At 68.8% G+C, this 23181-nt stretch carries 23 protein-coding genes and 4 pseudogenes; 11 read left to right on the plus strand and 16 right to left on the minus strand.

Annotated elements, in window-relative coordinates; all coding sequences use genetic code 11:
- Positions 1 to 22: 22 nt before the first annotated feature.
- The 6 genes from ACWZEH_RS20050 (at position 23) to ACWZEH_RS20075 (ending at position 5872) form a co-directional block, all read left to right on the plus strand.
- Positions 23 to 340, plus strand: coding sequence for a hypothetical protein (locus ACWZEH_RS20050; protein WP_266080953.1), 318 nt, complete (start codon positions 23 to 25; stop codon positions 338 to 340).
- The gene (locus ACWZEH_RS20055; protein ID WP_456192534.1) at positions 337 to 1764 is read left to right on the plus strand and encodes a putative T7SS-secreted protein; all 1428 of its coding nucleotides are present in this window, start codon (positions 337 to 339) and stop codon (positions 1762 to 1764) included. Before ACWZEH_RS20050 ends, ACWZEH_RS20055 begins: the two co-directional genes overlap by 4 nt.
- On the plus strand, positions 1761 to 3086 hold the full coding sequence (locus tag ACWZEH_RS20060; protein WP_456192535.1) for a hypothetical protein: 1326 nt from the start codon (positions 1761 to 1763) through the stop codon (positions 3084 to 3086). The genes ACWZEH_RS20055 and ACWZEH_RS20060 overlap by 4 nt, the downstream gene beginning before the upstream one ends.
- The gene (locus ACWZEH_RS20065; protein WP_266080956.1) at positions 3083 to 3688 is read left to right on the plus strand and encodes a hypothetical protein; all 606 of its coding nucleotides are present in this window, start codon (positions 3083 to 3085) and stop codon (positions 3686 to 3688) included. Before ACWZEH_RS20060 ends, ACWZEH_RS20065 begins: the two co-directional genes overlap by 4 nt.
- Positions 3689 to 3696: 8 nt before the next feature.
- On the plus strand, positions 3697 to 4287 hold the full coding sequence (locus tag ACWZEH_RS20070; RefSeq protein ID WP_266080957.1) for a hypothetical protein: 591 nt from the start codon (positions 3697 to 3699) through the stop codon (positions 4285 to 4287).
- 166 nt (positions 4288 to 4453) lie between these two features.
- Entirely contained in the window at positions 4454 to 5872 is a 1419-nt protein-coding gene (locus ACWZEH_RS20075; RefSeq protein WP_456192536.1) for an outer membrane protein assembly factor BamB family protein, read from the plus strand.
- Between the two features lie 117 nt (positions 5873 to 5989).
- Here the strand turns inward: ACWZEH_RS20075 and ACWZEH_RS20080 are convergent, their stop codons facing one another.
- The 13 genes and pseudogenes from ACWZEH_RS20080 to ACWZEH_RS20140 all read right to left on the minus strand — a co-directional run bounded on the left by ACWZEH_RS20080 (position 5990) and on the right by ACWZEH_RS20140 (position 14554).
- Entirely contained in the window at positions 5990 to 6319 is a 330-nt protein-coding gene (locus tag ACWZEH_RS20080) for a hypothetical protein (RefSeq protein WP_456192537.1), read from the minus strand.
- 41 nt (positions 6320 to 6360) lie between these two features.
- Positions 6361 to 6819, minus strand: coding sequence for a hypothetical protein (locus ACWZEH_RS20085; protein WP_456199716.1), 459 nt, complete (start codon positions 6817 to 6819; stop codon positions 6361 to 6363).
- Between the two features lie 285 nt (positions 6820 to 7104).
- Positions 7105 to 7476: pseudogene (locus ACWZEH_RS20090) on the minus strand (DUF4279 domain-containing protein); the annotation flags it as partial.
- A gap of 5 nt (positions 7477 to 7481) precedes the next feature.
- Positions 7482 to 7925 carry a DUF4279 domain-containing protein gene (locus ACWZEH_RS20095; RefSeq protein ID WP_456192538.1) on the minus strand — a complete coding sequence of 148 codons (444 nt, stop codon included), beginning with the start codon at positions 7923 to 7925 and terminating at the stop codon, positions 7482 to 7484.
- Complete coding sequence (locus ACWZEH_RS20100; RefSeq protein ID WP_456192539.1) at positions 7912 to 9501, minus strand: putative adhesin; 1590 nt, start codon at positions 9499 to 9501, stop codon at positions 7912 to 7914. The genes ACWZEH_RS20095 and ACWZEH_RS20100 overlap by 14 nt, the downstream gene beginning before the upstream one ends.
- A 145-nt stretch (positions 9502 to 9646) precedes the next feature.
- Positions 9647 to 9787 carry a hypothetical protein gene (locus ACWZEH_RS20105; RefSeq protein ID WP_456200032.1) on the minus strand — a complete coding sequence of 47 codons (141 nt, stop codon included), beginning with the start codon at positions 9785 to 9787 and terminating at the stop codon, positions 9647 to 9649.
- Positions 9788 to 9828: 41 nt separating this feature from the next.
- A complete protein-coding gene (locus ACWZEH_RS20110) occupies positions 9829 to 10407 on the minus strand; it encodes a hypothetical protein (RefSeq protein WP_456192540.1) in 579 nt (192 codons plus the stop codon).
- 14 nt (positions 10408 to 10421) lie between these two features.
- Entirely contained in the window at positions 10422 to 10742 is a 321-nt protein-coding gene (locus ACWZEH_RS20115; RefSeq protein ID WP_266083142.1) for a hypothetical protein, read from the minus strand.
- Between the two features lie 2 nt (positions 10743 to 10744).
- Positions 10745 to 12283: a putative T7SS-secreted protein gene (locus ACWZEH_RS20120; protein ID WP_456199717.1), complete on the minus strand. Its 1539-nt coding sequence runs from the start codon at positions 12281 to 12283 to the stop codon at positions 10745 to 10747.
- A gap of 159 nt (positions 12284 to 12442) precedes the next feature.
- Positions 12443 to 12487: pseudogene (locus ACWZEH_RS20125) on the minus strand (hypothetical protein); the annotation flags it as partial.
- 474 nt (positions 12488 to 12961) lie between these two features.
- On the minus strand, positions 12962 to 13495 hold the full coding sequence (locus ACWZEH_RS20130) for a hypothetical protein (RefSeq protein ID WP_456192541.1): 534 nt from the start codon (positions 13493 to 13495) through the stop codon (positions 12962 to 12964).
- On the minus strand, positions 13492 to 13695 hold the full coding sequence (locus ACWZEH_RS20135; RefSeq protein ID WP_456192542.1) for a DUF397 domain-containing protein: 204 nt from the start codon (positions 13693 to 13695) through the stop codon (positions 13492 to 13494). The genes ACWZEH_RS20130 and ACWZEH_RS20135 overlap by 4 nt, the downstream gene beginning before the upstream one ends.
- Before the next feature lie 7 nt (positions 13696 to 13702).
- Positions 13703 to 14554: pseudogene (locus ACWZEH_RS20140) on the minus strand (helix-turn-helix domain-containing protein).
- Positions 14555 to 14790: 236 nt separating this feature from the next.
- On the opposite strand from ACWZEH_RS20140, the gene ACWZEH_RS20145 reads away from it, so the two are divergent.
- Positions 14791 to 15216, plus strand: a complete 426-nt coding sequence (locus ACWZEH_RS20145) for an ATP-binding protein (protein WP_456192543.1) — start codon at positions 14791 to 14793, stop codon at positions 15214 to 15216.
- A 137-nt stretch (positions 15217 to 15353) separates the two neighbouring features.
- Here ACWZEH_RS20145 and ACWZEH_RS20150 read toward each other — a convergent pair whose 3' ends face one another.
- The gene (locus ACWZEH_RS20150) at positions 15354 to 15608 is read right to left on the minus strand and encodes a hypothetical protein (protein WP_456192544.1); all 255 of its coding nucleotides are present in this window, start codon (positions 15606 to 15608) and stop codon (positions 15354 to 15356) included.
- Positions 15609 to 15648: 40 nt separating this feature from the next.
- Positions 15649 to 15894, minus strand: a pseudogene (locus tag ACWZEH_RS20155) (hypothetical protein); the annotation flags it as partial.
- A 295-nt stretch (positions 15895 to 16189) separates the two neighbouring features.
- Between ACWZEH_RS20155 and ACWZEH_RS20160 the strand changes: the two are divergent.
- The 3 genes from ACWZEH_RS20160 to ACWZEH_RS20170 all read left to right on the plus strand — a co-directional run bounded on the left by ACWZEH_RS20160 (position 16190) and on the right by ACWZEH_RS20170 (position 19434).
- Positions 16190 to 17479, plus strand: coding sequence for an ice-binding family protein (locus ACWZEH_RS20160; protein ID WP_456192545.1), 1290 nt, complete (start codon positions 16190 to 16192; stop codon positions 17477 to 17479).
- A gap of 109 nt (positions 17480 to 17588) precedes the next feature.
- Positions 17589 to 18320 (plus strand): DUF5819 family protein, encoded by a 732-nt coding sequence (locus tag ACWZEH_RS20165; protein WP_456192546.1) that lies wholly within the window; start codon positions 17589 to 17591, stop codon positions 18318 to 18320.
- A gap of 61 nt (positions 18321 to 18381) precedes the next feature.
- Complete coding sequence (locus tag ACWZEH_RS20170) at positions 18382 to 19434, plus strand: HTTM domain-containing protein (RefSeq protein WP_456199719.1); 1053 nt, start codon at positions 18382 to 18384, stop codon at positions 19432 to 19434.
- 3 nt (positions 19435 to 19437) lie between these two features.
- On the opposite strand, the gene ACWZEH_RS20175 is transcribed toward ACWZEH_RS20170, so the two are convergent.
- Positions 19438 to 19851: a thiol-disulfide oxidoreductase DCC family protein gene (locus ACWZEH_RS20175; RefSeq protein WP_456192547.1), complete on the minus strand. Its 414-nt coding sequence runs from the start codon at positions 19849 to 19851 to the stop codon at positions 19438 to 19440.
- Positions 19852 to 20277: 426 nt separating this feature from the next.
- Between ACWZEH_RS20175 and ACWZEH_RS20180 the strand changes: the two genes are divergently transcribed.
- On the plus strand, positions 20278 to 23178 hold the full coding sequence (locus tag ACWZEH_RS20180) for a BTAD domain-containing putative transcriptional regulator (RefSeq protein ID WP_456192548.1): 2901 nt from the start codon (positions 20278 to 20280) through the stop codon (positions 23176 to 23178).
- Positions 23179 to 23181: the final 3 nt, after the last annotated feature.

Raw genomic sequence — 23181 nt, forward strand, 5'->3', positions numbered from 1 at the left:
GGGGCCCGAGTGAGGAGTACCCATGGGAGACCAGGAAGCGGACATAGCGCGGATCAAGGAGAGCGCCCGCGCGCTGAAGCGCGTCCGCGACACCTTCGCGGAGCGGGCGAACCCGGCCGACGGGTACGGCGTCGACGACATCGGCTCGCAGAGGATCCTGGACGCCTTCGACGCGTTCGACAGCAACTGGAAGATCCGCCGCAGGCAGCTCACGGAGGAGCTGGAGAAACTGCACGGGATCACCAAGGGTGCCGCCGAGTCGTACGAGACGCTCGACCACGAACTCGCCGAGGCCCTCAGGAGCACCGACGACCGGCAGCCGAAGGGGGGCGGGAAATGACGGCACGCCCCGCCACGCACCGCTGGGCCGTGCTCGACGAGTCCTCCGACCCGGTCCCCGGCGACCCGGACGCGGTCGCACGTCTCGGACGGCAACTGCGCAAGACCGCCGAGGCCATCGACAAGGAAGCCCGCGAGATCAAGGCGCTGGCGTCCGTGGAGAACTGGAAGGGCAAGGCGGCCACCGAGTTCCGGGGCGCGGCCGAGGGCGCCGGCGACAAGCTCCGCAAGGCGTTCAAGCGCTACGACGAGGCCGCCGACGCGCTCGGCACACAGGTGCGGGACGGGGTGTGCGGCAACGAGTTCGCCTCGGAACTGCATCGCGCCCAGCAGATGGCCGACAAGGCGCTGCGGGACGCGGAGACGGCCGACGAGGACCTGGGGTCCGCGAAGCGGTCGCTGGACGGACTGCCCGACGGCACCGCGAAGGACGATCCGGACAGGAAGAGGCACACCCGGCAGCAGGAGGCGGCGTCCTCCGCCCTGTCGGCGGCGAAGGAGGCGCTGGAGACCGCCAAGGGCATCCGCGACCGTGCCGCGCGAAGGGCCGCCGACGCGATCCACGACGTCATCGAGAGCGACGGGCTGAAGGACGGCTGGAAGGACAAGTTCAAGAACTGGGTCCACGAGAACGCCGGCTGGCTCAAGGAGATCTCCAAGTGGGCGGGACGCATCGCCCTGTGGGCGGGAGTGGCGGCCCTGGCCCTGGGCTGGATCCCGGTCATCGGGCAGGCCATCGCCGCCGTGGCCGGCGCCGTCGCCCTGGCGGCCAGCGTCGTGGCGCTCGCCACCGACCTGGTGCTCGCGCTGGGCGGTGAGGGAAGCTGGAAGGCGGTGATCCTGGACGCCGTGGGCGTCGCCACCTTCGGTCTCGGACGGGCGGCGGTGGCCGGGGCCAAGGGCGTGGCCGCCGGAAGCAAGGCCCTGGCACGCAGCAACCTCTACAAGAACGCCGTGGCGTCCGGCATGAAGACCAACAAGGCCTGGAACCTCGCCAACCGCGGCGCCCAGGGGAGCATCCGGGGAAAGGACGCGGCACAGGCGATGGCGAACATGCCCAAGGGGAAGCTTCCCAACTGGAGCAACATCAAGGAGGGCTTCAGCCCGTCCGCCATGTACCGGGACACGGTCGACGGCGTGAGGTCGGTCGGCAACGCGTTCTCCGGACAGGGCTGGCGCGACGGGCTCAGCACCATGGTCGCCCCCCGCTCGGCGGGCACCCTGGACCCCGATCTCGCCAGGACGGCCGCCGGTCTCGACGGCATCGCACCGGCAGCGCGGGAACTGCCCGCGGTCAGCAGCGCGCTGAGCAACTTCACCGGCCAGACCAACGTCTGGGCGGGCGCCACGTCCACCGGCACCATCGCCGGCGCGGAGGGCGCCTACGGAACGGTCACCTCCCTCTACGACGGGGTCACGAGGTGATTCCCGAGCCCGCCCTCAGGCCGGCCGCCTCGCGCGGCCCCGGCCTGGAACGATGCCACGCCTCCCGGCTCTACGCGCAGGACGGCGCTCTCGTCCTGCGCACCCGCGGCCGTACCCGCCGCTTCCCGGTCGGCGGGACCGCCGGTGTCGCCCGTGCCGTGTTCGTCGACGCGGCGGGTGGGGACAGAACGCGCGTGGGGCCCGACCTCCCCGGCTCCTGGGGAGAGGTGCAACTGCAGGACGGGGACGGCGCGCTGGTCGGCCGCTTCGACATCGAGGACTGGCTGCCCGAGGCCCCCGCGCTGCCCAAGCGGTCGGTGCAGGGCGAACAACTGCTCGCCCGGACGGGCGTGGCGGGACTGCTGCGGGCCGCGGAGGTGCCGCTGCACGTCGTACGGGACGGAAACGACCCCCTGGTGGCCACGAAGGGCGCGGGCGCCTCCCTCGGCCCGGGCCGTTCCTTCCCGGCCTGGTACTGGGGCGTGCGCGCCGTCGCGGGGAGCGTCTGGTTCGCGGTGTTCACGTGGGTCGTGTTCTCCGACACGACGGTCCCCTGGATCGTCCTGCTGCTCGCCGCGACCGCCTTCTCGGCGCCCGTGGCACGGCTGGCGCTGCGGGGCCGGACCCGGCTGCGGACGGGGCGCCACGACCTCGTCGTCCGTGAACGCGTCCGGCCCGGCCCCGCGCGGGAGACCGGGGCGACGGTCAGGTTCCGCCGGGACACCGAGCTGCGGGTACAGGACCGGGACCTCGTCCTGCGCGACCTGGGTGGCCAGGAGTACTGGTTCGCGCTGTCCGGCCCGCACGCGGTGACCTCGCTGGTCCGGGTGGAGGACCGCACGGGCAGGCCGGTCGGTGTCGAGCTCCGGGGCCCCGGGGAGCAGGTGCGGGCGGTGTTCCCGTGGGACCTGTGGTTCGGCGGCGAGGAGGGCGCCGAGGGGTGGTCGCGGCTGCGCCGGGCCGCCGGGCTCGCGGTGTCCGAGCGCCGCCTGGGCGGCAGGGGGACCGCCTGGCCCAAGGGGCCGGTACTGGGCACCGGGCTGCTGCCCGGCTCCGGCGGGGAAGCCCGTCGCACGGCGCGGTTCCCCGGCACCGTCGCCGGGGTGTCGTCCACCGCCGTCATGGCCTTCGGCTCCTTCTTCTCCGTGGTCCAGGGCCTGCGGATCGCGGACCCGGCCCCGGGGCCGGCGGCCGCCGCGGTCCTCATGGGGGCGCTCGGCCTCGTCCTGCAGGCCGTGCCGTACGCGATCCACCAGCTGCGCAGCCGACTCCTGCTCGACCGGCCGGTTGTGGAACGGACGTCCAGGGAAGGCAGCCGATGACACGCACCGGGAAGAGCGCCCCGCCCGCCGACTACCACCTGCTCCTGCCGGAAGGATGGTTCCGGATCCTGCTGGACCCGGAACAGCGCGACAGGTCGGTCGACGCGCTGGTGGAACGGCAGTTCCACGGCATCGACAACGCACCCCACCTCAAGGACGAGCTGCGCGCGGACCTGCGCCGCCGTGCCGCCGAGGCGCACCGCGGCGGCGGCATCGAGCTGTACCTCAGCCTCCAGGAGGCGGGGCCCGTCACCGTCCCCGCCTCGCTGCTGGTGAGCCTGGCACCGCTCCGCCACGCCGAACCGCTGCCGCCGGAGGCTCTGGCCCGGGCCTTCACCCAGGACGCCGATCCGGCCGAGGCGACGGAGGTCGGCATCGAGGAACTGGCGGCGGGCACCGCCGTACGGGTGCGCAGAACGACGCGCCAACCGGGGGAGGAGAAGGGCGGGGGCCACGTCTCCGTCTCGGTGGAGTACCACGTACCCGTCCCCGGCACGACGGAGTTCCTGCTGCTCACCTTCTCCACGCCCCTGGAGCCGATCGCCGACGCGATGGCCGGCCTCTTCGACGCGATCGCCTCCTCGCTGACCTGGACGGAGTGACCACGGACATGACCGACGACCTGTCGAACCTCGGCCTGGAGTGCTCGGAGGACTGGGTGCCGTTCCCCCTGTCCGGCACCCTGGACCTGGACTACTGGGCCACGCACCAGGCGAAGGAACTCGTCGAACGGTACGAGCGCGACGGGGAGAAGGGAAACGCCCGCCTGCTGGCCCGCGACCTCAAGCGCGCGGCGGCCGACTGCCGTACCCGCGACCCCCTCGGCGCCTTCGGCTGGTACGTCAGCGGGCACCATGCGGTGGCGGCCGTCCTGGAACTCGACGCCGTCCATCCGGACGCCACCCACCCCGAGGTCACCCTCCCCCTGCTCACCGGGGCCATGTCGGCGCGGGACTTCGGAGAACCGGACGTCCGCGAGACGCGGCTGCCCCTCGGCGACGCCGTACGCATCCGCCAGAACCTCGTCGAGGACAGGAAGCGCCTCCTCGGACCGCGTCCGGTGATCCGCACCCTCTTCTACGGCGTCCGGCCGGTCACGACGGACGCCGCGGTCACCCTCCTGGTCTCCTGGACGGAGCCGGTCCTGGACGAACCCCTGGAAGACATCGTGGACGGCATCGCGCACACGCTGTCGCTCTGACGCGCCTCCCGAGGGGAGAGGGGCGACGAACCAGGCGGCCGGTGAGCTGGCCGGAGGCAGGCCGGCTCCATTCGACGCAATTGCATCTCCGGTGCGAGCCGGTACCGTGCACCAGTCCCGCAGCCTCCTGATCCTCAGGGCGGGAAACCGAGTGGAGGACGCAGCAGTGTGCGCAGAGCTGGAGACGGACGAGCCCCGTCCGGCGGGCCGAGACCGACTTCATGAACAGGATCGTGCCGAAGCGGCTGTGTCTGGGGAACAGCCGAAAGAGGATCCCGTACCTCAACGGGCCATCGGCCCGACGACTCGTACCCGCCGGCACCTTCTGCTTACAGCAGCTGCGTTGGGGGCCGTCGGCCTGGGGTTCGGTGGCTGGCGACTCATGGGCGGCAACGATGGTGGCGGCGATTCGGACAACGAGCGGCAAGGCAGGGCATCCGGCTCCGGCGGCAGTGAGGTATCCAAAGCCGAGGAACAGGGCGGCACACAGCGTTGGACGGTGCCGGAGTGCTTCACGACGTCCCCCGCATCGATAGCCGGTGGCACCCTCCACGTCGGTGGCTACGACTGGGAGAGCGACTTGCTCCTGGCCCTCGATGCCACGGATGGGAGGACGCTCTGGTCCTTCCCGCTCACCGGCATGCTGAGAACGGCCCCAGCGGTCGTCGACGGCACCGTGTATGCGACCTGCATCGGCGGCATGCTGTACGCAGTTGACGCGAGCAACGGAAAGGAACGCTGGTCCTTCCAACCCGGCGGACGACCGGCCCGGAAGCAGGTGATCGTCGAAGGCCCCCATGGGGAGCAACAGACGTTCTCCACACGCGGCAGCCGAGTCGTCACTGCTCCGGTGGTCGCCGACGGCAGCGTGTACGTCGGCAGTGTCGACGGTACCGACGGTGAGCTGTACGCGATCGACGCCACCACCGGGAAGCAGCGTTGGCGTTACTCCTACCCTTCGTACGACCCTGGCCTCGAGGCGCTGGCTCCGGTCGTCGTCGAGGGCACTGTCTGCATCGCAGGCGTCGACGGCACCCTGTTCGCCGTCGACACCGCCACCGGAAAGAAGCGCTGGACACGTCCTGGTGACGGCGCCCAGAAGTTCCCGCCCGTCGCGGACGCATCCGGAACGGTCTATCTTCCCAGCGGCCACGGCACGCTGCACGCCTTGGACGCCGTCAGCGGAAAGCGACGCTGGACCTTCCGGGGCGAGGGCCGGTTCCTGGCACCTGTCGCCTTCGGCGAGGCCGTCTATGTGCAGGAGGACCAGGGAAACCTGTACGCGGTCGACGGCACGAGCGGAAAGCAGCGCTGGAGTTTCTCCCTCAAGGACAAGGCGGAAGTACTCACCACGCCGGTCGTCGACGGTGGCACGGTCTGCTTCAGCGACAAGGGAGTGCTGTATGCCGTTGATGCTGGGACCGGCCGCGAGCGCTGGGCTTTCGACAGCACCTACCAGGAGACCGAGACCGGCAACATCGCGACCAAGATGCCGCCTGTCATCGGTGAAGGCATGGTCTACTTCGTCGTCGGCGGCACGTTGAGTGACGAATTGTCGTCCACTCTGTACGCCGTGGCCCTCTGAGACCAGCCCCAGGCGGGCAGCTCCGAGGCGAGGTCCGCGGTAGGTGAAGCGCCGGAGGCGAGGTCACTTCGTGCGGAATCCGGCCGGGGCGGCATGCGGTCCCGCGGTGTCGCCCCGCTACGTGTCGGCCCTGCCGCCCCGTTCGTCCTTGACCTGCATCTTGTCCTTGACCTGTCGGGTGAGTTCGTCGTCGAGTTTCTTGAACTCGCGGACGACGGCGTCGGACAGGCCGGCGAGGGCGTCGAGCTGCTGGGAGATGTCCTCGCGGCCGTCCTCCCAGTTGGACTCGAAGTCAAAGAGCGCGTCGTTGACGCTGCCGTCACCGATGTCGTCCTTGTAGGAGTCGAAGAGTTTCCTGGTGTGGTTCAGCCGTGTCCTGAGCGACCGCAGCCGGCGCCCGTAGTCCTCCATCTCGCTCAGCGGGAGCGCGAGGTCGCTCTTGCCCATGGCCCGGAGTCCTCTCTTCTGCGGATCTTCTGCGGATCCGCTCAGACGAAGCGGAAGGTGCTGGTCACCGCGTCGAAGACGTCGTGGAACGCCTCGGCCAGGTCCAGTACCGGGCTGGCCCCGGAGACGAGGACGACCTGGTCGGTGGTTCCCGGCACGGGAATGTACGTCTGCGTCAGCACCATACGCAGGGTACGGCTGTCGCCCCGCGCGACGGGCACGTCCTCGACGCCGTAGGTCCGCGCGGCCGGGCCCACGTCGGGGATGTCGACGGTCGTGACCTTGCGCCAGGCGTCGCCCTCGCGGCGGGCGGTGATCGTGCCCAGGCTCCCGGCGATGGCCCGCGGGTCGGTGGACAGGGCCACACCCTGCTCGTTCCCGGCACCGAGGACGGAGACCGTGACGGTCGCGGAGAGCGGGACGCCGTCGAAGTTCTCGGCCATGCAGCCCAGGTAGAGCGCACCGGAGTCGTGGGCGTCCTTCGCCATCCTGCGGAGCATGGCGGTCAGGTCGGCGCGGTACGGGGCGAGTTCCGGGAGTTCACGGATCCGCTCCTCGACGAGCGCCCGGATCGTGGCCTCGCGTCCTTCCGGACGGATGTCGAACTCCCACCACGAGTCGGGAACCGCCAGCGACACCCCGACGGGCGCCGGGTCCGCGACGGTGCCCGGGTCTTCCTCATCGTCCCGTTGGGGCGCGCGGTGAGACCCGTCGGCTGCGGGCAGCCAGTCCCAAAGGTCTTCGGAACGTTCGGAAGGGACCGCGCCGGTGGTGAAGGAGAGCGGAAGCCCCAGAGCGGCCACTCGTGACAGAGCATGTGGTGAAAGGGGGATACGGGTACGCCCGTCCACCCGGCCGCTCAGGTCGACCTGCACGGTGAGCCCGGATTCGTCGAGTTCCCGGACGCCTTCCAGAACACCGGAGATCAGGTCCGCCAACTCGTTCAGAGCCTCTTCAAGACCCTGATGCGGTCCGGCCGTGACCTGGATCGCCCAGATTCCCTCACCGGGCCGGAAGCGTGAGTCCGCCGTCGGCTCGCGGTACAGCGACGGGGAAATGCCGAGCGCGCGTGTGACGTCTCCTGGAGTCAGGTCCTCTCCTGTGATGAGGAGGGTCGCTGCGAGACTGTCCCATGAGCGGGTCGAGATCGTCATCATTCTCGCTATCGGTCACTTGTGCTGGGTGAAACAACGAGGGGTACGTTCAGGTCGGCCAGTCTTGAGACCACGTCCGGGGTCAGTGAGAATGTGCTGCCGTTGCCGACGAAACCAGTGACACTGATCGAGATCTCATACCCCTGCGAAGTCAGATGATCAATTCCGGAGGCGTGGGGTTCAATTTGTTCAAGAAGTTTCTGGAACTGCTCGTTTACCCCTCCCGGTAGCCTTTTGTGTACAGTCAGAGACCAAACGCCTTCTTGAGGTAGGCCGGCCTTCCGGGTATCGGCGTCCGGAAGGCTCAACGAGGTCGGAGGTACCTGCATGGTTTCCGAGAGAAGGGCAGGGTCCAGGTCGGACTTACGGATGACCAACTGCACACCCGTTTCTACCCAGTCCCCTTCCGTGTGGTCCCACTGCATTCGTTCGGCCCCTTCAGAAGATTTCACGGCATGCGGCCCAGTGTACGGTCCCCATACCGGGCTTGAGTAGCGCGTCCAGCTTTGTTCGTTCAACCACTGTGACCGAGTTCTCGAATACGCTGAAGCCGCCCCCTGGACCGGACGCCGGTGCGGCTAGTGTGTAATTGGGAATGACGTCTCCGGGTCGGGCCACTTGCAATGCCTCCCCGGGGTAGACTCCGGCCTCGACCGTGAGGCCGTCCAGACCGCCAAGTCGGTCGCCGTGCTCCACGTAGAACGACATGGACGTGCCTTCCGGCATCCTTATGGTGCCTGCTCCCTCTTCCAGGTATCCATGGCCGGCCAATACGGTCTCATCGGTTCTCCCTCCCTGGAACACCCGAGTCGCGTAATAATGCCCTTGCTCTGACGTGTATGTCTTTTTCGAGAGCTGCGGGTTCAGCTGGATGAGGGCTTGCTTGATCTGGTCGATCGAGGGAAGGGAGCCCCCGGACCCTCGGGACGCGGCCATGCTCAGCCATGACCCGTCGAAACCTCGGAAGACGTTCCGGGTCGCTGCACCGAAGCCGCGAACACTGTCTGCGAGGTTCTTCAGTCCGCCGCCGATGCCCCCCATGGCTCCGGCGCCGAGAGCTTTCAGGCCTCCGGCCTTCCACAGTTTGCCGAGTTTGGCGAGGCTTGTGATGCCTTTGGTCGCGGGTATGCAGTCCAGGGCTGCCCAGAGGAGGTCGCCCCACCCGGCCTCGCCCTTGACGACTTTTCGTAACGTGTCGGCCATCACGACGAGGGCCGCCGCGAAGACCAGCCAGCCCAGTGGGCCACCGACGATCATCACGATGATGCCGAGGATGGCCACGACCCACTTGCAGACGAGGACGATCTCGTCCCAGTTGTCGGTGACCCAGTCGCCGATCTCCTCCCACCAGCGGCGGTTGGGGATTCCGGCGTCGGAGGCCTCCCTCAGCTTGGTGACCGTCCGGCGGGCGGCCTCTTCACGCAGGCCCTTCGCCTGGCCGGCGAGCTTCTTCGCCGCGTCGAGGGCGCTCTGCGCGCTCTCGACGTTCCGCTCGGCCGTGGCCTGGCGGGCCTTCGCGTGCTGGGCGTCGCGGGTGGCGCGGCGGACGTCGGCCTCGTCGGGCTTGGGGACGTCCCTGCCTCCGCTCTTCGCGGGGTCGTACGAGTCCACCTTCCCGGTCGCGGTGCGGACCCAGTCGTCGGCACCCGACAACGCCGTTTGCGCGGTGGTGAGTTCGTCGCGGGCCTTGCGGCCGTCGCGCAGCGCCTTGTCGGCCTTCTCCTGGGCGTTCTCCAGATCCGGCCAGAAGGTGGCGAGGGCGTCGCCCGCCAGGTCGTACGACTTCCTCAGCTTCCGCAGCCTCTTGGGCGCGTCCGCGAACTCCTCGGCGAACACGTCCGCCGTCCTGCCCGCCCAGGAGAGGATCTCGTCCTCCTTGGCGATGCCCTTGAGGTCGCGCAGGGCCTCGCCCACGTCGTCGGCGAAGTCGTGCAGAGCGCCGGCGAGTTTGCGGATGCGTTGCGGATCGCCCGGTGTCGGGTCTCTTTCCAGGTCGAGTACGTGCCAGTCCGTCGGCCTGTGCGACACCGTGTTCTCCCCCGTACACACGCAATGCCTACCGTTGGAACGTGCGTATGAACTTATCGCACGCGTTGCTTGTTGCGTGGGGGCATGGGGGAGCAGGACTGAGTGCTGGGGCCGTCAGCTGGAAGCCGTCAGGGGCGACACGTGCTTACCTGGGCGGCGGCTGGGCTGGTGTGACGGAAACGCGGATGTGCGGATTGGTGTGGTTCAGCCGTGTCCTGAGCGACCGCAGTCGGCGTCCGTAGTCCTCCATCTCGCTCAGCGGGAGCGCGAGGTCGCTCTTGCCCATGGCCCGGAGTCCTCTCTTCTGCGGATCTTCTGCGGATCCGCTCAGACGAAGCGGAAGGTGCTGGTCACCGCGTCGAAGACGTCGTGGAACGCCTCGGCCAGGTCCAGTACCGGGCTGGCCCCGGAGACGAGGACGACCTGGTCGGTGGTTCCCGGCACGGGAATGTACGTCTGCGTCAGCACCATACGCAGGGTACGGCTGTCGCCCCGCGCGACGGGCACGTCCTCGACGCCGTAGGTCCGCGCGGCCGGGCCCACGTCGGGGATGTCGACGGTCGTGACCTTGCGCCAGGCGTCGCCCTCGCGGCGGGCGGTGATCGTGCCCAGGCTCCCGGCGATGGCCCGCGGGTCGGTGGACAGGGCCACACCCTGCTCGTTCCCGGCACCGAGGACGGAGACCGTGACGGTCGCGGAGAGCGGGACGCCGTCGAAGTTCTCGGCCATGCAGCCCAGGTAGAGCGCACCGGAGTCGTGGGCGTCCTTCGCCATCCTGCGGAGCATGGCGGTCAGGTCGGCGCGGTACGGGGCGAGTTCCGGGAGTTCACGGATCCGCTCCTCGACGAGCGCCCGGATCGTGGCCTCGCGTCCTTCCGGACGGATGTCGAACTCCCACCCTGTCACTCCTTCCAGGTGGGTCAGGCGAAGAACTTGCGAACTTCGCTCGGGGCTTTCCCCTGCTTTTTCCACTGGTTACCAAGGTGGGCCGCCAGCAATTTGAACTCTTCCGCCCCGAGTGAAGGACCCTCGGTTTGTTCGACATCTTTCACTTCGAGGTCCCCGTTGGGGAGTGACAATCGTAGGCCGCCGGAAGGGTTTCCTTTGCTGTCTGCGAGGTGGATGGAAGCTGACCTTTCATTCAGGATGAGAAACGCCTCCTTTTTTCCGTCGATGAGAGCGCGATAGAGGTGTGGAGATTCGCCGTCAGATGTCAGTTTCAATAGAAAAGAGTGAGCCATTTTCATTCCTCCACGCTGATTGGACGTCCGTACCCGTCGCGAGCTGCAGCAGCTTGGTCCCATGTGTATCCTGCGTCGATCGTAGCCCCATGAGCTGCGCTATAGCTCTGATCTCCGGTTTCTCTCATGTGGTTGGATTCGTGTAGTTCATGCCGCAGCAAGTCGATGTCAGACGGGTGCGGGTTCCCCTTGCCGAGTCTCTGCCAGGCTTCAGCGATGCGCGGATTCGCGTCAAATCGCGCCATGTATGCATTTCCGTAACTGTCGAGGAGATGCTCCTCGTGGAAAAGGTGATTCTTGATCTGTTCGATTTCAGATCGAGAGAAGCCGTGTTTTGCTGCCGTTTTGGCGACGTTGTCGATGTCGTCGGACGAACGGATGACGTCGTATGCTTCATCTGCCCATTCGGTGACGAAATCTACGTCGCTGCGTGCGCGACGCAGGGATCCGCCGGTTTGCAGAAGCCGGTCGACCCGTCTGAGTCCTGTGACGCCGTCACGCATTCCTCGAAGCGTTTGTGTCACATTCTTCAGTCCGCCGCCGATGCCCCCCATGGCTCCGGCGCCGAGAGCTTTCAGGCCTCCGGCCTTCCACAGTTTGCCGAGTTTGGCGAGGCTTGTGATGCCTTTGGTCGCGGGTATGCAGTCCAGGGCTGCCCAGAGGAGGTCGCCCCACCCGGCCTCGCCCTTGACGACTTTTCGTAACGTGTCGGCCATCACGACGAGGGCCGCCGCGAAGACCAGCCAGCCCAGTGGGCCACCGACGATCATCACGATGATGCCGAGGATGGCCACGACCCACTTGCAGACGAGGACGATCTCGTCCCAGTTGTCGGTGACCCAGTCGCCGATCTCCTCCCACCAGCGGCGGTTGGGGATTCCGGCGTCGGAGGCCTCCCTCAGCTTGGTGACCGTCCGGCGGGCGGCCTCTTCACGCAGGCCCTTCGCCTGGCCGGCGAGCTTCTTCGCCGCGTCGAGGGCGCTCTGCGCGCTCTCGACGTTCCGCTCGGCCGTGGCCTGGCGGGCCTTCGCGTGCTGGGCGTCGCGGGTGGCGCGGCGGACGTCGGCCTCGTCGGGCTTGGGGACGTCCCTGCCTCCGCTCTTCGCGGGGTCGTACGAGTCCACCTTCCCGGTCGCGGTGCGGACCCAGTCGTCGGCACCCGACAACGCCGTCTGCGCGGTGGTGAGTTCGTCGCGGGCCTTGCGGCCGTCGCGCAGCGCCTTGTCGGCCTTCTCCTGGGCGTTCTCCAGATCCGGCCAGAAGGTGGCGAGGGCGTCGCCCGCCAGGTCGTACGACTTCCTCAGCTTCCGCAGCCTCTTGGGCGCGTCCGCGAACTCCTCGGCGAACACGTCCGCCGTCCTGCCCGCCCAGGAGAGGATCTCGTCCTCCTTGGCGATGCCCTTGAGGTCGCGCAGGGCCTCGCCCACGTCGTCGGCGAAGTCGTGCAGAGCGCCGGCGAGTTTGCGGATGCGTTGCGGATCGCCTGGAGTCGGGTCTCTTTCCAGGTCGAGTATGTGCCAGTCGGTAGGCCTGATGGACACGCGTGTACCCCCGTAACGCCTGCAACGCGCTTGCTGAAAAGCGCGTTTGAACCTACCAGGCGTCGATCGGGGTGGTGGGTGTGCCCGGGACCTGGGTGATGCGGCGAAGTTGGCGAAGGCGGCGGCCGTGAAGGAGAGTGTGCCGTGGGCCGGGTGGTGGGAATCGCGTACGGCGATGTGGGCGGGCCGGGCTGCTGTCTCCACGCGGGTGTTGCCGTCGCCGCCGCCGGAGAACGATGACTTCCGCCAGTGGCAGGAGTTCAGTCATGGTCCGACTCACAGCTTCTTCCGTCGGTGCGGTTCAGATGGGGTTCGGAGGGCATGCGGTCGTTGCTTCCCGCTCATTGCAGGTAGGGGGACCCCCTCAGCCGCGATGATTTCCATGGCCCGCTCGACGCCGAGCTCCGGGGCTTGGTAGCCCGGCATGGCCGCATGGTCGATGAACTCCCTCGGTGGAGACGCGCGGTGGTAGCGGACATAGTCCGACCAGACGAGCTGCCACATCCATGCTCCGCCGGTCATGATACCGATGCGCACGCGTGCGGACGGAGAGTCGGAAAATCGGAAAAGGGGTCCGACACGGTTCCCGGGGGGAGCAGCAAGGGCTCGGCCTCCTTCAGGAATCTGGAGAGCCGGTCGGACAGTTCGTCCGGGAGTGTGCCGGGAAAGGCGTCAACTTCACATGGCTGACCGCCGATGCGGTGAGGCGCGGGCGTCCTGACCACGGGCCACCTCGCTGGGTTCTTTGTGAAGCGGTCCGGACGTCTGGCCCAGGTCGATTCCGAGATCCTCGGTCAGGATGCTCATCAGCCGGCTTTCCGGTACCACCGGTGCGGTGTGGCCCAGGGACCTGATGTGGTCAAGGAACTCGTCGGGAAGGGCCACATGGTACGTGGCGAGGTAGTAGAGGAGGTCCTCCCGCCAGAGCCATGTGCCGTCGGTGCTCAGCGATCCGATGCCCGTCAGGGTCGGCCCCTCGGGGTCCAGGACGTCCGGCCCGGCGCTCATCTCGCTCCAGATTTCGGTCCCGTTCCTCAAGTAGGTCAGGATGCTCTGTTCATCCGGCTTCGGGAAAGGCCTGACGGCGTCCTTGATCGACCCGGCTTCGGCCAGCCCCCATCCGGGTGAGAGCTCGGCAAAGAATCCGGCGGAGCGAATCGTCCTCGAAGAGCTCGAAGGAGGGCCACCTTGGCTGTTCGGGTCGCCGGTCATCGGAGGGTCGGTACGTCGGTGGCCTTGAGGGCCGCGACGAAATCGATGAAAGCGGCGGAAGGGAAGGAGAGGCCACCGTGGGCGGGACGCTTGGAGTCGCGTATGGCGATGCGGGTGGGGAGGGGTGCTATCTCCACGCAGTTGTTGCCGTCGCCGCTCCCGGAGAAGGACGACCTCTGCCATGTGCCCGGTCGGATCATGGTTGCTTCACAGCTCCCTCGTCAGTCGGTGGACGAAGTCACGGGATCGAGCAGGTTCGAGTGATGCATTTTCCACCATGTGGAAAAGCTTTCGGAAGGCGCGGAGCTGGGGTGCGGCGTCGATGCAGCCCGCTCCCTGAGGTGCGTCCCGTAGAGCGGTGTCCAGCTCGGGTACGGCGCCGCCCACGTACATCATCGCGTTGGTGGCTCCCGCGAACCCGTCCATGTCGAAGGGGACGACGCGCACGGTGATGTGGTCCGCCTCGGCGAACTCCAGGATGCTGCCGAGCTGGGTGCGGGAGGCGGCTCGGTCGCCCACGCGGATGCGCAGGGCGGCCTCATGGATCACTGCCGTGTATGGGACGGCATCGGGGCCCTCGATGATGGTCCTGCGCCCCATCCGGTGGTTCACTCGCAACTCGAGGTCGTCCGCGGGCAGCTCGGGGACTCGGAAGGAGAAGACCGCCCGGGCGTAGTCCGCCGTCTGGAACAGCCCGGGGACGTGCAGGAACTCCACGTCCCTGCGGTAGGTGGAGTGATGCTCCAGCTCGGCGAGGTCCAGGAAAGAGGTGGGCGGCAGTCCCCGGTAGGTCTCTCACCAGCCGCGCGTCCGGTCGGTCGCCATGGCAACGAGTGCCTCTACCAACGCCTCGTCCGTACAGGAGTAGTGAGCGGCGAGTTGCCGAACGCGTGCTTCGCTGACGCCTGCCACGCCGGCCTCGATTTGACTGACCTGCGCGGAATCCGTCCCGAGCAGAGCCGCTGCGTCACGGCCTTTGAGCCCGGCGGCCCCACGTAGCTTCCGCAGTTCGCTCCCCAGTCGTTCCTGGCGTGCGGTGGCCTGCTGCCTGCGTGGCACGGCTTGTCCCCCTGCCCTCGACTGCTTCGGCACATTGACACGTTCGGGGTGAAGAGTAGGGCGATGGCCTGCGCAGTCCCAAATTATGGTCCTACGTTCGGTGACGAGAAGAAAGCACTGTGACACCGGGGTTCCGGAAGTGCACCGCTCCGTCATGCCGTGACGGCTGAGGCGGAGCCACCGCCCGTTCGAGTCCAGGGTCATCGACTTTCCAGTGAACCGACAGGAGTTCCGCCATGCCCGAAACCGGTGCCGACGAGTTCGGCGCCCCATGGGAGTACACCCTCTACATCCCGAACGACCTGCGCGCCGTCACCGTCTCCCGCCGCACCCTCCGGTTGATCCTCACCATGCACGGGTTGATCCGCCTCGTGGACACCGCCGAACTGCTCGCGACCGAACTGGTCTCCGACGCCGTACGCCGCACCAAGGGCCCTGCCGCACTGCGGGTGCGCTGGTCGGCCGGCGTGCTGCGGATCGGAGCGTGGGACACGGACCCAAAACCTCCGAAGCCGCCGGGGGAGCCGGCTTCGCTTGCCGAGGCGGAGGAAGGGCGAGGACTCGCCCTGGTGAGGGCCTGCGCGGACCTCTGGGGCCGGCAGCCGCTGGCCGGGGACGGCAACCGGGGCAAGTACGTGTGGTGTGACCTTGCGGCGGTGTGACGCGTTGATCACGTCGACCGGGATCCCAGGCGAAGCGGATCCGGAAGAAGCTGGTGATGCCGGTCAATCACTTGTCGGCAGTCGATGCGGAGCCGGTTTCCGGGCATGTGGAACGTCACGACGAGACCGCCGGCCCGCTACGCGTCGGCCTTGCCGCCCCGCTCGTCCTTGACCTGCGTCTTGTCCTTGACCTGTTGGGAGATGTCCTCGCGGCCGTCCTCCCAGTTGGACTCGAAGTCAAAGAGCGCGTCGTTGACGCTGCCGTCGCCGATGTCGTCCTTGTAGGAGTCGAAGAGCTTTCTGGTGTGGTTCAGCCGTGTCCTGAGCGACCGCAGCCGGCGCCCGTAGTCCTCCATTTCGCTCAGCGGGAGCGCGAGGTCGCTCTTGCCCATGGCCCGGATCCTCTCTTCTGCGGATCTTCTGCGGATCCGCTCAGACGAAGCGGAAGGTGCTGGTCACCGCGTCGAAGACGTCGTGGAACGCCTCGGCCAGGTCCAGTACCGGGCTGGCCCCGGAGACGAGGACGACCTGGTCGGTGGTTCCCGGCACGGGAATGTACGTCTGCGTCAGCACCATACGGAGGGTACGACTGTCGCCCCGCGCGACGGGCACGTCCTCGACGCCGTAGGTCCGCGCGGCCGGGCCCACGTCGGGGATGTCGACGTGCGCTGCCGGGCGGGCGGTGGTGATCGGTGTTGGTGTCACCGACGGGTCCGGTCCCTGGGCTGATCGACCGGCGCCGCCATTTCTTTCCTTTGATCTGCCGGCTGGTCGGTGACACCACCGCACGGATGGGGGACAGCTATTCGGCTCAACATTTTTCGTACATCGCTTGATGCGTATTGATTGATTCCGACGACACTGCCCGAGTGAATCGTCGTCGGGGTCGGACGCCTGCGTAATATGCCGCCGACAGAAGAGGCGATTCTGTTCGACGAGGAACGCCGAACCCCCCACAGGAGTTGAACACTCGATGACACTGAACATTCCCGATGTGCCACAACGGCGCACAATGGCGGCCTGGATCGCGGGCGTACTCACCCTGCTGGTCGCCGTTGCCGTTGTGGTGGTGACGCCCACGCGAGCAAACGCGGCAACAGCTGTGGACCTGGGTACCGCGGAAAGCTTCGCGGTACTGGCCGGTTCGACGGTCACCAACGAAGGCAATTCCGTGGTCACCGGAGACATCGGTGTATCTCCGGGAACGGCCGTTACCGGATTCCCGCCGGGTACGGTGGTGGGCGGGTCGATCTACGCGGGCGCGGCGGCAGCAGGAGCCAAGGCCGACCTCGGTACGGCGTACGACGACGCCTTCGGTCAGCCCACGGAATTCAACCTTTCCGCGGCGCCCGTGACTCCCACACTGCTTCCGGGTACCTACGCGGTCGAGTCCGGTCTCCTGGTCACCGGTACCTGGACCCTGGATGCCCAGGGCAACCCCGACGCCGTCTGGGTGTTCAAGGTTCCCGCGGGCCTGACAACGGCATCCGGGAGCAGCATTGTCCTTCAGAACGGCGCCCAGGCGTGCAACGTGTTCTGGGTGACCGACGAATCGGCCACGCTCGGATCCGGCTCCACCTTCGTGGGCACCCTCATGGCGCTCACCTCGATCACTGTCAACAGTGGGGCGACCATCGAGGGCCGGGTGCTGGCCCGCAACGGGGCCGTGACGCTGAACAACAACGTGATCACCAGGCCGGAGTGCGAAACCACCACCACGACCACGGGTGATGCCGCGACGGGTGACGCTGCGACGGGTGACGCTGCGACGGGTGACGCTGCGACGGGTGACGCTGCGACGGGTGATGCCGCGACCGGTGATGCCGCGACCGGTGATGCTGCGACGGGTGATGCCGCGACGGGTGACGCTGCGACGGGTGATGCCGCGACGGGCGATGCCGCGACCGGTGACGCTGCGACGGGCGATGCCGCGACCGGTGACGCTGCGACGGGCGATGCTGCGACGGGCGATGCCGCGACGGGCGATGCCGCGACCGGTGATGCCGCGACGGGTGACGCTGCGACGGGCGATGCCGCGACGGGTGACGCTGCGACGGGTGACGCTGCGACGGGTGACGCTGCGACCGGTGACGCTGCGACCGGTGACGCCGCGACGGGTGACGCCGTGGGCGGACACGACTGCGACTGCCACATGAAGCCGGGGAAGCCCGGCAAGCCGGGGAAGCCCGGCCACCACGACAAGCCGCAGAAGCCCGGCCATGACAAGAGGCCGGGCAAGCCTGCCAAGCACGAGGTGCACTGAAGGTAAGACGGGTGGCGCGCGGCGGATCGTCATCAATCCGCCGCGTGCCGCCCGCGGAAGCAGGAGCAGCAGGTGCGAGCAGTCAGGATGGGAAGGACCGGGTGGGGCCGTGCTGAGCGGCGCTGAGTCGACGAACCTGAAGTATCCGCAGCGGACCGGAGCTGAGCCGGCAGCGCAGGACGGTGGCGGGGGGCCGGGTGGCACCCGCGTGATTTCAGGGCCACCCCGCCCGCTGAGCGCTGCGACGGGAACCGCGGTGGCCCTGTGTCTGGCAGTGACCATGGTCCACGTACTCCTGGTGTTTCTGTACGTGGCGCCTCCGAACGCCATCACCAAGGCGTACAGCCGGCAGGTCAACGCGTGGGTCCGGCCCGTGTTCGAGCAGAACTGGCGGCTCTTCGCCCCGAATCCGCAGTCCGTCAACCGGCAGATCTCAGCGAGGACCAGGCAGACGGCACCGGACGGCACCGCACAGGTGAGCGGCTGGGTCGATCTGACCGCCCGGGACGATGCCGCCGTCAAGCACAACGTCTTTCCGAGCCATACGGCACAGAACATGCTGCGTCAGGCTTGGAACGCGTACCTGAAAACGCACGGCGGCGACAACCAGCCGCGCTCGGAGCGGGCTCTGATGATCGAGAAGTATCTACGCAACATCGCAGTGGATCGCGTTGCCGCCCAACGCGACGGCACCTTCGACTCCATCCAGCTGCGGGTGATTTCGCGGTCCATCGCCGCGCCCGGCGCAGCGGGTGGATCACCCCCGGCCGCCACGGCATCGACGCGGGCCGAAACCCGGTATCTGCCCTGGTGGAAGGTGGCCTCGCATGCAACGGACTGAGCAGGAACCGGTCGCGGCGCCCACAGCGCCCGAACGCACCACCGGGCGGACAGCCGTTCGCATGCCGCAGCGCGTACTCGACCGGGCCCACGCGTTCCTCGTCCTCCTGACCGAGCGGCCGGTCTCCCTGTACGCGGCGGCGGTGCTGCGCATCGGGTACGGGCTGCTCTATCTCGTCTTCCTGCTCCGCGAGTTTCCGCACCGCGACGAGATGTGGGGCCCCGGTGCACCGTGGACGCCCACACTGGCCAGGCAGATGTTCGACCAGAGCGGGTGGGCCAGCGTCCTCACCCTGTCCGACAGCCGGGTGTACTTCGAGATCTGCTACGCCGTGGCTCTGGTGACGTGTGCGCTGTTCCTGCTGGGCTGGCGGACGCGGGCGGTGTCCGTACTGTTCGCGGTCGTGGTGGTGTCGTTCCACGCCAGGGCGATCTACATGGCGGACGGCGGGGACAATCTCATGGTCCTCATGGCTGTCTACCTCGTCTTCACCGCGTGCGGCCGGCGCTGGTCCCTCGACGCCCGCAGGACCCGGCTCCGGGCGTCGGCGGGCAGGACGGCAGGCCCGCGGGGCGGCGATCTCCGGCACCACCTCGGCGACGCCCGCGCCATCTTGACCACCGTGCTGCACAACTGCGGCATGTTCGTCATCGCCGCACAGGTCTGCTTCCTCTACGGATGCGCGGGCCTGTACAAGGTGCAGGGCCCGAAGTGGGGCGACGGCACCGCCCTTCACTACGTCCTGAACATCGACCTGTTCCGGCCCTGGCCCGAGCTGTCCCAGATGATCGCCGGCCAGCACGTGCTGATCGCCGTCGTCGGTTACCTGACGGTGCTGGTACAGGTCGCCTTTCCGTTCGTCCTGTTCGGCAGGCTCAAATACCCTGTTCTGATCCTGTTGTTGGGCATGCACGTGAATATCGCGGTGCTCATGGGGCTGCCGCTCTTCTCCGGCGCGATGATCGTCGCCGATGCCGCATTCCTGCCGGACCGCTTCTACCGCGCCCTGGGACGGCTGTGGCGGCGCACCTTCCAGCGCACAGGCGGCATGGGAACGGAAGCCCCGGCCGGGACGGCACCCGCTGCGGTACCGCCGCAGCTTTCACTGAAGTAGGGGTCAGTAGCCCTGTTTCCCTCGCATATGGGCCGCTCGCATATGGGCCGGGAGGGAGCAGGTGACCGTGCCGCCCGGCAGGCGATGGCGGTTCTTCGCGACAACCCGGTACACGCCACGTGCCATCCAGTTGACGGGCGGCAGCCGAAGAACGAGTCCGAGCCACCACCAGCGCCTTCGTCCGCACATCAGCACGGCGGACAGGGCGCGTGGTCCGCCGTGGACCTTGCCGCCGACCGGGCTGATCCAGAGGATCTCGCGGTCGGCCCTTTCTTCGGTGACATCCAGGGCGGCGAGGTCGGCGTACTGCCAGGGGACGAATCGCACGCGCGGCTGAACGGTTCGCCGAGCGATCTCGATTGTTCTGCTGCAAAAGCCGCAGTCTCCGTCAAACAACAGAATGGGCAGGCTTGCCATTTGGGCTCCCTTTCCTCTGCGGACCGCGTTGAGGAACTTCAGTGTGCGCCGACCGAAAGCCGATTGGCGCGCAACACGACCTACGGTCCCGCAACACAGCCTTGTCGAAGTGCCCTGGTCGTGCATGACCGGTGGGGGTGATTCCCGGGGCGAGTACGTGTGGTGCGGCCCTGCGGCGGTGTGACGGGAACGTGGGGGTGCGGAGGCGGGCTTCTGCGGGGCCGGTGCGAGTCCATAGGATCTCTGTAGGCTCAGTACGCCCTTCATCACCTGATCTCGTCCCACTCCACGCCGTCACCTCGACTCCTCCCACACCACACGACCAGGACACCCGCCATGCCACGACGCCGTAGTCCAAGCTCGTCCAGCGCGACGGGAGACCCAGCCGGGGGCGCCGCCGCTCCGCGGAACCGGACGCCTCGGCCCGTGCGGATACGGCGGCGGACCTTCGGGGACCTCGTCAAGGCGTTCTTCGCCTTCGTGGCGTTGCTCGTGCTGGTGGCGGGGGTGCCGGCCGCGCTCGCCATGGTCGCGGGCTGGCCGTTGCCGAGCACGTTCGAGCCCATGGAGTGGCTGAGGACGGAGGTCTCCGTCGAGACCTTCCAGAACATCCTGGTCTTCTTCGTCTGGGTCGCCTGGGCCCAGTTCACCGCCTGTGTGCTCGTCGAGATGAGGGCCGCGCTCTCCGGCGTCGGGGTGCCGGGGCGGGTGCCCGGGGCCGGACCCAGTCAGCTGCTCGCGCGTCAACTCGTCGCCGCACTGCTGCTCGTCGGCGCCGCCGCGGCCAGTTTCACGCCGGGGCTCTCGCAGCTGGGGCAGGGAGTCGAAGACAGCCGGCAGGCCACGGCCGCCACCGCCCAGCAGACGCCGGGGCTCTTCGCCCAGCAACAGGAGCAGGCCGCCGGGGCCGCGGCCGCTCTCGCCGAGCAGGCCTTTGACGCCGCCGCTCGCGCCGACGCCGGGGGCGGCACCGCCCAGCGGGACGACACGAAGTTCTACCGGATCCAGCCGCCCGAGGGGCGTCACCACGACTCCCTCTGGGAGATAGCCGAGCGGCACCTCGGGGACGGACGCCGGTACAAGGAGATCTTCGCGCTCAACAAGGACCGCACCCAGCCCGACGGTTCCAAGCTCTCCGAGGCCAGTCTCATCCGGCCCGGCTGGATCATGGAGATGCCCGGCGACGCGCGCGGCGGCGACCTCGTCGAGGTGCCGGACGAGACGCCCGAGGTCTCGCCGGACGTGCGGCAGCAGATCCACGACTACGCCAGGACCGGGGACCACGCCCGGGGCAGCGGCGGGGGCGCCGCCCACGTCTCCGTTCCCGAACAGCGGCCCGCCCCCGAGCGGCAACCCGCGCCCGCCGCCGACCACGCCGGTCACCGGCAGCCCGTGCCCGCCCCGCAGCACGCCGCCCCCGCCCAGGAGACCTCCTCCTTCGGTCTGTCCGAAGCCCTCCTCACCGCGCCCCTCCTCGCCGCCGGCCTCCTCGGTGCCCTCGGGCACCGGCGTCGGCAGGCGCTGTGGCAGTCGGCGTTCGGGGGGATCGGCGGGCGGCGCGGGATGGAGCCGCCCACACCGGAAGGTGACGCCCAGGACGTCCAGGACGCGCTGCTCGTCGGCGCCGACCCCGAGGGCGTACGGCTGCTCGACCGGTCCCTGCGCGGGCTCGCCGCCTCCCTCGCCGCCGAGTCGCGTGCCCTGCCGACCGTCTACGCCGCCTGGCTCAGCGACGGCGACCTGCACCTCCAGCTCGCCCAGCCGGCCGGCAAGCCGCCGGCGCCGTGGCGGCTCGGGCAGGACCAGACGTTCTGGACGCTGGCCAAGGACGACGCCGGGCAGTACGAGGACGTCGACACCGCCGCTCCCTACCCCGGACTGGTCAGCCTCGGCACCATGGACGACTCGCGCCTGCTGCTCAACCTGGAGTCCGTCCCCGGGATCGTCTCGCTGAGCGGCAGCGAGGCCGACCGGGCCGCGGTGTTCGCCTCCGTCGCCGCCGAGCTGGCGACCAACGGATGGTCGGACCGTATGACCATCACCCTCGTCGGGTTCGGTGAGGACCTGACCCCGCTCGCCCCCAACCGGCTCCGCCACCTCGACGACGTCGAGGCACTCGTCGAGACCATGGAGGCGGAGACCCGGCAGCGGCGCGGCGCGCTGGGCGCCGCCGGGCACGACTCCGTCCTCACCGGACGCACCGGCCCGGCCCGGCACACCCGTTGGGCCCCGCAGCTCGTCCTGCTCGCGGCCGAGCCGACCGCCGAGGACGCCGTCAGACTCGCCGAACTCGCCGCCGACGCCGGTCGCCTCGGCATCGGCTACCTCGTCGGCACCGGGAGCGGCGATCTGCCGGGCGCCGCCTGGGAGATGGAGATCACCGGCGAGGGCAAGCTGCTCGCGCCCCTGCTCGGCCTCGAACTCGACGCCCAGCTCCTGCCCGCCGCCCAACAGCGCGCGGTCGTCGAACTGTTCGTCGAGGCCGACCCGGACCGCGGTCCCGACGGACCGGTCAACACCCCGCCGTTCCTCGTCGACATCAGCGAACAGGGCCGGCCGGCCGTGTACGCGCGCCTCGTCGGGTCGTACGAGATCATCGGACTCGACACCCCGGACGGCGAGCGCAGCGCCCTGCTCCACGAGGCGCTCGCCCTGCTGCTCCTGCACCGCGAGGGTGTGCACCCGCGCGTGCTGTCCTCCGCGCTGTGGCCGCGCGGTGTCACCGACGACGTGCGCGAGGCGCTCCTCGACCGGCTGCGCGCCTGGCTCGGCACCGACGCCGACGGCACACCACGCCTCGGCACCGACCGCACCGGGCGGCTCACCCTCGCCAAGTCCGTCGTCTCCGACCTGGACGTGCTGCGGTCGCTGTACCACGAGGCGACCCAGGGCAAGGGCGTCGACAGCCGCGCCGTCCGCGGGCGGCTGCTCACCGACGCGCTGGTGCTGGTGCGCGGCCCGCTGCTCGCCGACCGGCCCGAGGGCCGCTACCGCTGGCTCACCCACGAGATCGTCGACGCCCAGCTCCCGCTGCTCGTCGCCGACACCGGGCTCGCCCTCTCCGAGTTCCACATGGAGAAGGGCCGCGCGGAGAAGGCCATCGAGGCGCTCGACGCGGCCCTGCGCACCGCCCCGGCCGACGAGCGGCTGTGGAACGAGTTGCTGCGCGCCACCCACGCCCTCGACGACCCCTCCCGGCTCACCGCCCTCGCCACCGACCTCGTCGGCCGCAGCGGCGCCCGCGGCCTGCCGCCGCGCACCGAGGCGCTGCTCGACGAACTGCTGCCGGCCTGGCGCGACGAGGTCGCGGCAGCGGCGGCGGGGTGAGCG

It is taken from the genome of Streptomyces yamdrokensis, from assembly GCF_053890455.1.